Origin of the sequence: Brenneria corticis (genome assembly GCF_003115855.1) — a bacterium.
Taxonomy (GTDB): domain Bacteria; phylum Pseudomonadota; class Gammaproteobacteria; order Enterobacterales; family Enterobacteriaceae; genus Brenneria; species Brenneria corticis.
In genome coordinates this window covers 87214-100053 of sequence record NZ_KZ819081.1, presented here as the reverse complement: position 1 = coordinate 100053, position 12840 = coordinate 87214, and the positions used below count along the sequence as shown (strand labels likewise).

Here is a 12840-nt window from a genome sequence, read left to right as displayed (position 1 = left end):
ACGACCCGCGGAGGAGGGAAACGGACGCGGGTCGCTTTATCCCCCCGCGCCTCGTTTTCGGCATCAAAGCCCGAGCAGCTTATCCACCATCACATTCAGCTGGATCCAGAACGTATAGCCGTCCTCGGGCTTGACGCCGGAATAAGGATACTGCCAGTTGGTGTTATTCCAGGTGCGGGCGCCGACCATCTGCAGATTCACCTCCGGCGTCAGCATAATCGAGGCGTCGATGCTCAGCTGATACTCGTTGCGCGGCACCCGCCACCCCGTTCCGCCCTCAACGGCGAACACATCCTGCAGGTAGTCCCGCTCGCTGCCGGTCAGTTTGGCCCAGCGGAACGTCAGGCCGTAGCTGTCGTGGGGGCGGCTCTGCCAGGGACCGGACCACATGATCCCCGCATCCGCCAGCGTGGCGAGCCCTTTATACGCCTCGGACCCCAGGGTGTGCGTCACGCTGCCGTACAGGCTTACCGCGCTGGGGAAAGGGTTCTGCGCATCGCTCCCGCCGTCGCGCCGCCACAACGCTTTTTTGGCGGTGAGATAAAAGCCGGAGACGCCGTTATGGGTGCGAACCGGGGAGCTGTCGTCGTACACCTTGGAGGTGCCGTTTACCGTGTAGTAGACGTCGTCGTATTCCATAAAGTTATGGAATCCCAGGATCTCCCAGTTAAAGGGGTACGGCTCCTGCCGCCAGTTGACGCGCCGCGCCACGTTGGCGACCAGCAGGGTGTTGCCGCTTTCGAAGTCGTCGTCCCAGCGCTCCCAGCCGTTGGTGAACGGAAACGCCTGATAGGTGCGCCAGGCGCCGATGCCCGACTCCAGCGTCGGCGTAAAGCGGTAGCCGATGTGCGCGCCCCAGCCGGCATAAGGCATCGGCGCGAACACCGCGGTGCCGTTCAGAATGGTGTTTACGCAGGAAATCTCGATATTGCAGTTGTTGTAGCCGAAAAACAGCGCCGGGTTGCTTTTGCCGATATCGATCGACAGTCGATCGTCGAACAGCTTCTGCTCATAGGTGAGACGCATCATATGCGCCACCTTGGGACTGTAGGGCGGCGGGTTGCCGGCCAGCACACCGCCCGACTGGTTGCCGAGCTCCAAATTATGGATAAATGGCACCCACTGTTGCATAAAGTGAATGCTCCCGCCGGGGATCAGCCCCATACGGTCCAGATCGAAGTCCGCGCCGGCCATAAACACGGTCATCGTTTCGTGCTGGCCGGTGCGGGTCCCCGCGCTGGGGTTTCCCAGCCAGTGCTGGCTGGCGATCAGGTGCGGCGTGACGCCATGCTCCGCCAGCCATTTCCCCGCTTCGGACAGCGGGCGCTCAGGCGCCGGCTCGGCGGCCAGCGCCTGAGCGCCCGTCAGCAGCATACCGGACGCAATAACGCCAACGGGCAGCATCCTCGCCCCTATATTACGAAATGTTGTATTCATTGTTCTATCCCACCGGTAGCAATGAGACGAGAGCAGCCGGTCATTAAATAACCAAAAACCACAGAGCGGCTTATTTACCCCTCTTCATTGCCGGTTATTTATTCCGACCCTGTCACAGCGGCGACAAACGGCCTTCAACGGGCGTTGAATTAAGGTTTGTTGATGCTCTTCTCTGTCATAAATAGCGTTAATGACGACGCGCTAATAATACGGCCGGCAACCGGCCGTATTATTACCCTGCTGTTTCTGTCTCTGTTTATTAGTAATGCGTCATAAGGCGTTAATTTACCGCCGTCCGCATAATGTTGAATTATTGAATAAATACCTCATGGTCATTTCTCTCCTGTTGTTACAGAGTCGACGCCATTCATATTGCCTGGGCGTGGTCAGCGGACCGGCAATCCCGCCAGTCCGCCTTCTCTGTCAAAGACCGAGCAGTTTGTCCGCCAGCACGTTCAGCTGCAGCCAGAACGTATAGCCGTTCTCCGGCTTGACGCTGGTGTAGGGATACTGCCAGTTGCTGTTGTTCCAGGTGCGGGCGCCGATCAGCTGTAGATTCACTTCCGGCGTCAGCATAATGGAGGCGTCGATGCTCAGCTGATACTCGTTGCGCGGCACCTGCCACCCCGTCCCGCCCGACACGTCGAACATATCCTGCAGGTAGTTCTGCTCGCTGCCGGTCAGTTTGGCCCAGCGGAACGTCAGGCCGTAGCTGTCGTGAGGACGGCTCTGCCACGGACCGGACCAGATCAGCCCGGCGTCCGCCAGGGTGGCGATCCCCCGGTGCGCGTGCGACTGCAGGGTGTGCGTTACGCTGCCGTGCAGGCTTACCGCGCTGGGGAAAGGATTCTGCGTATCGGTTCCGCCGTCGCGCCGCCACAGCGCTTTCTTGGCGGTGAGATAGACGCCGGAGACGCCGTCATGGGTACGCGCCGGGGAACTGCCGTCGTACACCTTGGAGGTGCCGTTTACCGTGTAGTAAACGTCGTCATACTCCTTGAAATTATGGAATCCCAAAACCTCCCAGTTAAAGGGATACGGCTCCTGCTGCCAGTTGACGCGCCGCGCCACGTTGGCGACCAGCAGGGTGTTGCCGCTGTCCAGGTCGTCGTCCCAGCGTTCCCAGCCGTTGGTGAATGGAAACGCCTGATAGGTGCGCCAGGCGCCGATGCCTGACTCCAGCGTCGGCGTAAAGCGGTAGCCGATGCGAGCGCCCCAGCCGGCATAAGGCGGCGGCGCGAACACCGCCGTTTCATTCAGTATGGTGTTTACGCAGGCCGAGGGAATATTGCAGTTGGTGAAACCGAAGAATTGTCCCGGGTTGCTCTTGCCGGCCTCAATCGACAGCCGATCGTCGAACAGCTTCTGCTCATAGGTGAAGCGCATCAGATGCGCCGTTTTTGGAATGTAGGGCGGCGGGTTGCCGGCCAGCACGCCGCCCGACTGGTTGCCGAGCTCCAGATTATGGGTAAAAGGCACCCATAGCTGCATAAAATGGATGCTCCCGCCGGGAATAAGCCCCATGCGGTCCAGATCGAAGTCCGCGCCGGCCATAAACATGGTCAGCGTTTCATGCTGGTCGGTGCGGGTTCCCGCGCTGGGGTTGCCCAAATAAAGCTGCGAGACGATCAGATGCGGCGTGACGCCATGCTCCGCCAGCCATGTTCCCGCCTCCGACAGCGGGCGTTCAGACGCCGGCTCGGCGGCCCGCGCCTGAACGCCCGTCAGCAGCATACCGGACGCAACGACGCCGACGGACAGCATCCTCGTCCATATATTACGGTGTGTTATTTTCATTGTTCTATCCCACAGAGATAATGAGACGAGAACAGCCGGTCATTGAATGACAAAAAACGGCAGAGCGACTTATTTATCCTTATTCATCGCGGCTATTTATTTCCGCTTTACGCGTTCCATAAAGGAAACTCCGCGGCTTTTATCGGGTACTGAACAAGGTTTATTCACGCTCTTTTCGGTCATAAATAGTGTTAATGACGGTACGATAATAATTATTCTCTGACTGTCAGATTTATTATTAGCGCGCTGTTTCCGCCTCTGGTTGTAATTAATGCGGCACATTCTGGCGGTGCCGCATAAGTTATAGAAATAATAGGGCTACTTTTTCAGAACAGATTGCGCCGCGTGCTCGCCGGCGATACGCCCGGAGTTCAGCGCAAAGCCGTTCGCCAATCCCTGATAAGGCGGATAGCCCGGTACGCTGTAAAAGCCGGCCGCATTGTTCCCCACCGCATACAGACCGGCAATGGGCTGAAGATCCGCATTGGTGACCTGCAGGTCGGAATTCACCCGCACGCCGCCCAGGGAGCTCAGGCTGACCACCACCGCTTTAAAGGCATAGAAAGGCCCTTTTTCGACGCCGTACGCCAGATATTCCGCCTTTTTGCCGAAATCCTTATCCTGTTTGGCCTTCACGTTGCCGTTATAGCGGTCGACGGTGGCTTTCAGACTCTCGGGGGCGATCCCCATGCGCGACGCCAGTTCGGCGATGTCCTTGCCCTTGACGATCGACTTGCTGGTTCCGCCTCTGGTGCCCGCATCCGCCAGCGCGACGAAGTCGCCGGGTTTGGGCGGGTTGGCCGGACCGGCTCCCGACAGCGGGAACGGCATGGCGTTTTTGGTGAAGGATTTCAACGTCGGCGTATCGACGATAATGTAATAATGGCCGCCGACGGAGTAGGCGACGTTGGCCCAGAAGGCGGTATCGTAGATATGGCCCTCGTCCGCAAAGCGTTCACCGACCACGTCCACCCACAGCAGCGGCGATTTCAGCAGCCAGATCAGCGGGCTGTCCAGCGCCGCCGCGTCGCCGCCGCCGTGATGCGCCCCTTCCGAAGGCTCGATGTCCACCAACTGGGCGGCGTGGATCAGGGCGGACTGCATATCCCATTTCGCGCCGCCGGCCTTCCAGGCCATTTCCAGCCCCTCGCCCATATTGGGCCATGCCAGCGGGAAAATATTCTCCGTCAGCATCGCGTCATCCAGCATCTTTTTGTTAGCGCCGAAGCCGCCGCTGGCCAGAATCACCGCCTTGGCGTGTACGGTTAATTGACCGCCGTCCGCTTTTTCCGCGATCAGCCCGGTCACTTTGCCTTTATCATCCTGAAGCAGCGATTTGCCGACGGTTTTGGTCAGCACTTTGCCGCCCAGCTTGGCGAATTCGTCGTACAGCGTCTTATAAGCCGCTTCGCCGCCGTTTTTAATGCGGTGATATACGTCCGATTTAATCGGATCTTCCAGGTGCGCCTGCTGTACCGAGCTCTGCTTGGCGTCGCGCGTGGTCTCCACGATGTCCAGCTCCACGCCGTGTTTGATCATCCAGTCAACCGTCGACGCCGATTTATCGACGATCCTTTTGGTCAACGGGCCGTTGGAGAGATACTGGTTATATTCCAGCAGCCGCTGGGTCAGCTCGGCGGCGGTGTACTTCATGCCCTTCGCTTTCTGCAGCGACGACTCTACCGCGGTAAAACCGCTGGCCATGCGCCCCGCGCCGCCCAGCACCGGCATTTTCTCTATCACCAGCACCTTGGCGCCTTTTTCCGCCGCGGCCAGCGCGGCCGCGGTGCCGGAAACGCCGCCGCCCACCACCACCACGTCGACGCTGGTTTCCTCATCCTGCCCCTGTTTCGCCACCTTGCCCTGGTAGCGCGCCACGTCCGCGCCCGCCTGACTCAGCGCCGCGGAGACCGCCTTCTTCACCGCGTTGCTGGTCATGGTCGCGCCGGTCACGCCGTCCACATTCAGGCTCTGATGCTCGACAATCGCCCGCCCCACTTCCGGACCGGCCTTGCCGCCCAGCTCCGGCGTTTCCTTGCTGGCATCCACCGCGATATCCTTGATAACCCCCGCGGCATCAATGGTGACCGTCACGCCGACTATCCCTTCGTTGCCCTTTTCCGTGGCGCTGTACTGGCCGGCTGTAATCGCGGCATGGGCCGATGCGCCCAACATACCGCACGCCAGCAACATCATGGCGAGCCGCCGTTTATAGGTGCGTCCTCTATTTTTCGTTATCATAATTTCACCTTTATAGAGTTATATTCAAACTGCCGACAAAGTTATGCGCTTTGCCATTAATGACCCCGCCCGGCCAGACTCCCTCCCCTGCGAAGGGGAGGGCCGGGGTGGGGTGAATCACAGCGCGGATGATGCCTGCCGCTCCCCCCTCCCAGCCTCCCCCTTGTCAGGGGGAGGAGCCAATTGGGGTATGCCCTGCGCCGATATATGCTATATACGCTCCACTATCACCGCCACGCCCTGCCCGCCGCCGACGCAGAGCGTCGCCAGCCCCAGCGTTTTGTCCCTGTCCGCCAGCGCATGCAGCAGCGTTACCAGGATCCGCGCGCCGGATGCGCCGATGGGGTGCCCCAGAGCAATGGCGCCGCCGTTGATATTGGTTTTATCCATGTCCAGTTTCAGTTCACGGCCGACGGCGACAAACTGGGCGGCGAAAGCTTCGTTGGCTTCCACCAGGTCGATATCCGCTATCGTGAGTCCGGCCCGGCTCAACGCCTGCCGGGTTGCCGGCACCGGACCGATGCCCATCACCGCCGGTTCGACGCCGCTGGTGGCATAACCGCGAATGCGCGCCAGAGGCTGAATGCCGTGCTGTTTCGCCCAGCTCTCGCTCATTACCACCAGCGCGGCCGCGCCGTCGTTAATCCCCGACGCATTGCCGGCCGTTACCGAACCGGCGGGATTAAAGGCCGGCGCCAGTTTGCCCAGGCTTTCCGCCGAGGTACCCTCCCGCGGGTGCTCGTCAACCGCAAACAGCGTGTCGCCCTTTTTGCTTTTCAGCGTTACCGGGATGATTTCCTGGCGAAACGCGCCGCGCTCGATCGCCGCCGCCGCCCGCTGCTGGGAAAGCAGCGCCACCTCGTCCTGCTCCTGACGGCTGATATGGTAGCGTTGCGCGACATTTTCCGCCGTAACCCCCATGTGGTAACGGTTGACGGCGCAGAACAGACCGTCGTTGACCATACTGTCGGTTACCGTCTGGTCGCCCATGCGGTATCCCCAACGGGCCTGATTAAGCAGGTAGGGCGCCGCCGACATGTTTTCCATACCGCCGGCCAGCACCACGTCCGCATTGCCGGCGGCAATGCTTTGCGCCGCGAAAATCACGCTTTGCAGGCCGGAGCCGCACACCATATTGATGCTGGTCGCCGGCGTGGTGTCCGGCAGGCCGGCCTGCAATAGCGCCTGGCGGGCGGGATTCTGTCCCAGCCCCGCCTGAAGCACGTTGCCGAAAATCACCTCGTCGACCGCCGCCGGTCCGAGACCCGCCCGGCGAACCGCCGCATCCATAACCAGCGCGCCCAGCTGCGGCGCGGTAAAGGCGCTCAGGCTGCCGCCGAATTTGCCGATGGCCGTACGCGCCGCACTGGCAATAACAAGTGATGTCATAAATGCCTCTTGTAAGCGAAAATAAAACCTGGTTTATTCCTTATCGCCGGGAACGCCCTTATCAACGCGGCGATCCGGCCCGCCCGGCGGGCGCGTCAACCTCTACCGGCGTCACGTCGGTCAGCCAGATCAGCAGCAGCGCCAGGGCGCCCACGCCCACCAGCAGCAGGTAGGCGCCGGTATAGCCGCCCAGATACGCCAGGCCGAAGGCCAGAATGGAGAACGCGAAGCAGCGCACCACGGATTGAATCGGGTGCACGATGCCGATGGCGCGAATATAGAGACGACGGGGGAACTTGGTGGCGATCAGCGCGGTGCTTAAATTGGTGGCGCCCGGCAGGCTGAAGCCGATCATCAGCAGGGAGACCCACAGCATAACGGTATGATGAGCGAACAGGTTGATCACCACCGCCACCATCCACCAGGCGGTGTAGACCAGCAGCGCCCGTTTGACCCCGAGGCGATGGTTGAGCCAGCCCCAGCCGTAGGCCCCCAGCGTGCCGAACAGCGCCGACGCGGACATATAGAAGATGGCGGTACGCAGCTCATAGCCCATCTCCATCAGCCGGGGCACAATCTGGCTGACCACGCCCACCAGCATGATGTAGATGGCGCCGGTGGCGATGCCCATAAACCACACGTCGCGCATCCCCAGCAACTGCCTGACGCTGAGCGGGCAGACATAGTCGTCATGGGCGCGCATACGCTCGCCCAGTTCGGCGACGGAAAGCCGCTCGTTGTCCGGGGCCAGGCCGATATCCTCGGGTTTATTGGCGACAAACAGCAGCACCAGCACCGCCATGATAAACATCATGGTCGAGATGCCCCAGAAGCCATGGCGGATACCCAGCCAGACGAACAGCGCGGCCAGCGTGGGAACGAAAAACGCGCTGGAAAACGTCTGCCCCACCGTGCTCCACCCCAGCGCCAGCCCCGCCTTGCGCACGAACCAGCTGGTCATGATGGCGGTGCCGCCCACGTAGGCAAAACCGGTGCCGAAGAAACAGACGCCGGCGAACAGCAGCGCGAACCCCGTCAGCGAACCGCTGTACCCCAGCAGGCCGAAGCACAGCCCGCAGGCCAGCAGACAGAAAATGATGTTGAATTTGGCGCCTTTCTTCTCGCACAGCCAGGCGCATATCGGCCCCGCGGGAATAGAGGCCCAGGAAGCCGGCGTCGCCAGCGCCAGCAGCATGCTGTAGTCCAGATCGTAGGTCTGCGACAGCGCCGGCAGCATCACGTTCAGGCCGTGGGTTATGGCGCCGGCGGCGATCCAGAACATGACCGCCTGTAAGATGATGATGGTCCAGCCGCGCGCGCCAAAGCCGTTGCTGCTGGCGGCGGCGAGCTGCTCATCGCCCCGGGTAGAACAATTTGTGGTCTTATTAAACGCCATATTATTTTCTTGCCCAGTCATAGGATAGTGCTCCCACGATGCCGGGACGCTAATGCGGCGCCGGCGTCGTTATACGGTGGTGTCGGAATGTTCAGCGACGTTCCGACGGGGAGTAATGAGTCAAGCCTGCATCATCGCCAGCCGTTCGGCGATCAGCAGCCGAGGTTCAACCTGGCGTTGAATATCCTCGGGCGTCAGCCCTTCCAGCAGTTCCACCAGCACCAGTCCGTCGTGGGTGACGTCAATCACGCACTGCTCGGTGACGATATGGTTTACGCAGCCCTTGCCCGTCAGCGGATAGCTGCATGAGTTAACAATCTTCGGCTCTCCTTTTTTGGTGCACAGCTCCATGGTGATAATCACTTTCCGCGCGCCGTTGACCAGATCCATCGCCCCGCCCATACCGAATACGCGGCCGGGCTGCGCCCAGTTGGCCAGGTCGCCGTTCTCCGCCACCTGCAATCCGCCCAGCACCGTCGCCGCCAGTTTGCCGGAGCGCACCAGGGCGAAGGATTCGGCGCTGTCGAACGTACTGGCGCCGGGCGCCGGCACGAAACGCAGGGCGGTGGCGTTGGAGAACCCCTCCACCGCCAGCACGCCCTCCACCAGCGGCCCCATGCCCACCAGGCCGTTTTCGGTGTGGAACATCACGCCGGCGGGCGCATAGTCGCTGCACAGACTGGGGATGCCGATGCCGAGGTTGATGACGTCGCCGGCTGAAAAATAGGCCGCGGCGCGCCGGGCTATCCGATCTCGCGCGTTCATAAGCGTTCTCCTTGCAGCGTCAGAATCTTGTCTACGTAAGCGCCGGGGGTGATGATGCTGTCGATGCCGAGTTCGCCCACGTCCACCAGCATATCGGCATCCACCAGCGTCAGGCGGGAGGCCTTGGCGACCAGCGGGTTGAAATTGCGCATCGTGCCGCGATAGGTGAGATTTCCCAACGGATCGGCGGTACGGGCGCGCACCAGGCCGATATCCGCCCGCAGCGCCGTTTCCAGCAGATAGCGTTCGCCCTCCGCCTCGACGAACTGCTTGCCCTCTTCCACCATGGTGCCGATACCGGTTTTGGTCAGCACGCCGCCCAGCCCCGAACCGCCGCAGCGCATGCGCTCGGCCAGGCTGCCCTGCGGCACCAGCTCCAGCTCGATTTTTCCGGCGGCGACCAGCGCCACCGTTTCGGTATTGCGCCCGATATGCGAGGCGATCAGTTTGTCCACCAGCCCGTGATGGATCAGCCGGCCCACGGTCAGATCCGCATCGCCGCTATCGTTGGAGATCAGGGTGAAGTGGCGCGCGCCGCTGTCGATCACGCACTGAATCAGGCGATTCGGCACGCCGTGGTTGGCGAAACCGCCGCACATCAGCGTTTGCCCGTCCTTAAACAGAGCGGTGATTTCATCTATTGAAGTGAATTTTCCCGACATCGTCATTCCCTCGTCAGCAGGACCGCAACGCCCTGACCGCCGCCGACGCAAAAGGTAATCACGGCGTTGTTCAGTTGACGGCGCTGCATGTCGTAAACGGTTTTAGTGGCCAGAATGGCGCCGCTTCCGGCCAGCGGATGCCCGAGCGCGATCGCCCCGCCGTTGGGGTTGACCCGCTGCGGGTCCATGCCGATATCGCGGATACAGGCCAGCGACTGGGCGGCGAACGCCTCGTTCAGCTCCCACAGGTCAACGTCCTCGACCGCCAGGCCGGTCTGGCGCAGCAGTTTGGCCGTCGCCGGCACCGGCCCCAGCCCCATAAAGTTGGGATCCACGCCGGCGGCGGCATAGCCGCGGAATACCGCCAGGATCTCCAGACCCTGCGCCTCCGCCAGCGAGCGCTCCATCACCACCAGCGCGCCGGCGCCGTCGCTCATCGGCGAGCTGTTGCCGGCGGTTACCATGCCGTCCTGGCAAAAACTGGGGCGCAGAGCGGAAAGTGCCTCCAGCGAACAGTCGGGACGCACCGACTCATCCTGCCGCACCACGATCTCCCGCCCGCGGCGATCCGGCAGCGTAACCGGCACCACCTGGGCGTCGAAACGCCCTTCCTGCCAGGCGGCGGCGGCCAGCCGGTGGCTGCGCAGCGAAAATTCGTCCAGCTCCCGGCGGCTCAGCAAATAGCGCCGGGCAATATTTTCCGCGGTGATGCCCATGGTGGGATTGCCCAGCCGATCCGGCGAGGTATGGATATCCACAAAGCGCGGCGGCTGCACCGAATACGCCGTTTCGGTTTTCTCCAGCGACCAGGTGCGCCGGGAGTCGCTCTCCACGCCGCCGACCACCACCGTCTCGGCAAAGCCGGCCATAATCTGAATCGCGCCGTAGGCCAGCGCGTTAAGCGAGGCGGCGCACTGGCGATCGAGCGTGATGCCCGGCACCGAAATGGGCAGCCCCGCTTCCAGCGCCACCATCCGCCCCATGTTATTGATTTCATTATTCATTAAATTGGCAAAGATAACGTCATCAATGCTTTCAGGGTCGATCCCGGCCCGATGTACCGCTTCCTTCACCGCCAGCGCGCCCAGCATATGCGCCGGAACCGGCGCCAGCGAACCGCGGCACCTGCCGATCGGCGTACGCGCCGCCGACACAATGACTGCCTGTTTCATAATCGTTTCCCGATGTAACCGTATAAGGGGATCGCTACAGAGGACGCAGCCCCAATAGTTTTCTGGCGACGGCCGGCGTCGCCACCTGTTTGCCCGCCAGGCGAACGGCCTGCGCCGCGCGTTCCACCAATTGTGGATTGGTGGCTTTCACCCCTTTGCTGAAATAGACGTTGTCTTCCAGACCCACCCGCACGTGTCCGCCCAGCGCCAGGGTGGCGAACAGAATCGGCAGATGGTGTTTGCCGACGCCAAAGGCCGACCAGGTGGCGTCGGCGGGAATATGCGCCACCAGATAGTTCAGATTCTCCACCGTGGCGGGCATTCCCCCCGGTACGCCGAGACAGAATTGGTAGTGCAGCGGAGCGCGTAATTTGCCCTGCTCGACAAAATAGCCGGCGACGCCCAGCATCCCGCTGTCGAAGATCTCCACTTCCGGCTTGATCCCCCGTTCGGTGAGGATTTCGCCCAGTTTGCCCAGGAACTGCGGGGAATTGATAAATACGCCGCCGGGCATCCAGTTAAACGAGCCGGCGTCCCAGGAGGCGATTTCAATCCCTTCCAGCCGGGAAACGTGTTCCATACGCTGCGCATCGCTGGCCCGGTGATCGCCGGAGGTGGTGCAGTTGATGATCACATCGCAGTCGCGGTAGCCGCGCAGCAGACGGATGGTTTCGGCAAACTTGTCGCAGTCCATCGTGCCCTGCCCCTGGTCGTCGCGCATATGCAGATGCACGATGGTCGCGCCCTGCTGCCAGCAGCGATAGGCGTCGGCGGCGATTTCCTCCGGCGTCAGTGGGATATGTTCATTGATCTCTTTTGGCGTTACCGCGCCGGTCAGGGCGGCGGAAATAATAACGTCGTTGCCTGTGTTCATGGATTTTCCCCGCTCACAGCTTCTATAGTTGTTAAATCAAAAGGTTACTTAATACACACCCGCCGTTGCCGCCGTAGCGGCCGCAGGCGGGCGACCGGCGCTTACTTGATTTCGTCTTCTTCCTGACCGCCGCCGATGCGCGGACGAATAACCTTGCCTTTCTTCTCGGCGGCCTTGACCAGCTCGGCCTCTTCGTGCGCCCACGTCCAGTAGTTGGCTTCGTGTGGAGAGTGCTCGGTGGCGGTGACGAACATTTCGGTGGCGAAAGCGCTACGCAGTTCGTTGGCGATATCTTCCTTCCAGGCTTTACGCAGCATCTGCGTGGTGATGCGGCGGGTCACGCGGGTGCCGGTGCGCATAATCAGCTCGGCGATTTCCCAGGCGCGGTCGTAGGTCGCTTCCGTATCGGTACAGATTTCGTTGACCATGCCGAGGGACAGAGCCTTGCGGGCGGTGATGATTTCGCCGGTCAGTTCGGCGTAGGCGTAGCGTTTGCGCCCCATCAGCTCGCGCCAGGCGATCTGGATGCCGTCGCCGGGCACCATGTTGGTGCGGAAGTGCATCTCGGTGGTCCAGGCGTCCTCGGTACACAGGGTGATATCGCTGAACAGCACCAGGTCGGTGTGGAAGGCGGCGCCGTTCCATACGCCGATGGTGGGCACCTCAACGTCGAAGACCTGGCCTTCAATGTCGTTGGTGCCGTCATAATACTGATATTCATACATTTTCCAGGCTTCGTCCGGCGCGGAGGCGAACTCGGTGGCCGGCAGCCAGTTGCCGTTCTCATCCAGCCGGCCGATGCCTTTCATAAAGTCTTTGCCGGTGCCGCCGAGGATGATGACTTCGTTGTCCGGATCTCGTCCGGCCCAGTCGAAGAAGTAGTGCAGCGCCTGATGCGCCGGCGCCCCCCATTGCAGGCTATCGCCGTTGGTATGCAGACGGGCTTCAAGAATTCCGTTCTTCCGCTTCATGGTGAAGCAGTGTTTGAGCTTTTCCGAATATTCTTCGAAAGGCATATGGGGAATTGTTCCCAATTCCTTATGTGACATTTCTTTGCGTTTTCCGGCATCAGACTCATAATTGGCTTTAATCACCATGATTTACTCC

General features: G+C 61.2%; 10 protein-coding genes. All 10 read right to left on the bottom strand.

Features of this window, described 5'->3' with window-relative positions:
- Nucleotides 1-63 precede the first annotated feature (63 nt).
- The 10 genes from DDT56_RS13415 to DDT56_RS13370 all read right to left on the bottom strand — a co-directional run bounded on the left by DDT56_RS13415 (nt 64) and on the right by DDT56_RS13370 (nt 12830).
- Nucleotides 64-1437, bottom strand: coding sequence for a carbohydrate porin (locus tag DDT56_RS13415; RefSeq protein WP_246856774.1), 1374 nt, complete (start codon nt 1435-1437; stop codon nt 64-66).
- Nucleotides 1438-1860: 423 nt separating this feature from the next.
- The gene (locus DDT56_RS13410; RefSeq protein ID WP_246856773.1) at nt 1861-3234 is read right to left on the bottom strand and encodes a carbohydrate porin; all 1374 of its coding nucleotides are present in this window, start codon (nt 3232-3234) and stop codon (nt 1861-1863) included.
- Nucleotides 3235-3552: 318 nt separating this feature from the next.
- Nucleotides 3553-5475: an FAD-dependent oxidoreductase gene (locus DDT56_RS13405; RefSeq protein WP_136166943.1), complete on the bottom strand. Its 1923-nt coding sequence runs from the start codon at nt 5473-5475 to the stop codon at nt 3553-3555.
- 210 nt (nt 5476-5685) lie between these two features.
- Nucleotides 5686-6864, bottom strand: coding sequence for an acetyl-CoA C-acetyltransferase (locus DDT56_RS13400; RefSeq protein ID WP_136166942.1), 1179 nt, complete (start codon nt 6862-6864; stop codon nt 5686-5688).
- A 61-nt stretch (nt 6865-6925) separates the two neighbouring features.
- Nucleotides 6926-8260 (bottom strand): MFS transporter, encoded by a 1335-nt coding sequence (locus DDT56_RS13395; RefSeq protein WP_246856772.1) that lies wholly within the window; start codon nt 8258-8260, stop codon nt 6926-6928.
- Nucleotides 8261-8380: 120 nt separating this feature from the next.
- Complete coding sequence (locus DDT56_RS13390) at nt 8381-9025, bottom strand: 3-oxoacid CoA-transferase subunit B (protein WP_136166940.1); 645 nt, start codon at nt 9023-9025, stop codon at nt 8381-8383.
- The gene (locus DDT56_RS13385) at nt 9022-9687 is read right to left on the bottom strand and encodes a CoA transferase subunit A (protein ID WP_136166939.1); all 666 of its coding nucleotides are present in this window, start codon (nt 9685-9687) and stop codon (nt 9022-9024) included. The genes DDT56_RS13390 and DDT56_RS13385 overlap by 4 nt, the downstream gene beginning before the upstream one ends.
- A 2-nt stretch (nt 9688-9689) precedes the next feature.
- Nucleotides 9690-10859, bottom strand: a complete 1170-nt coding sequence (locus DDT56_RS13380) for a thiolase family protein (protein WP_136166938.1) — start codon at nt 10857-10859, stop codon at nt 9690-9692.
- Nucleotides 10860-10893: 34 nt separating this feature from the next.
- Nucleotides 10894-11733: a beta-keto acid cleavage family enzyme gene (locus tag DDT56_RS13375; protein WP_136166937.1), complete on the bottom strand. Its 840-nt coding sequence runs from the start codon at nt 11731-11733 to the stop codon at nt 10894-10896.
- Between the two features lie 101 nt (nt 11734-11834).
- On the bottom strand, nt 11835-12830 hold the full coding sequence (locus tag DDT56_RS13370; RefSeq protein WP_136166936.1) for an enoyl-CoA hydratase/isomerase family protein: 996 nt from the start codon (nt 12828-12830) through the stop codon (nt 11835-11837).
- Between the last annotated feature and the right edge of the window lie 10 nt (nt 12831-12840).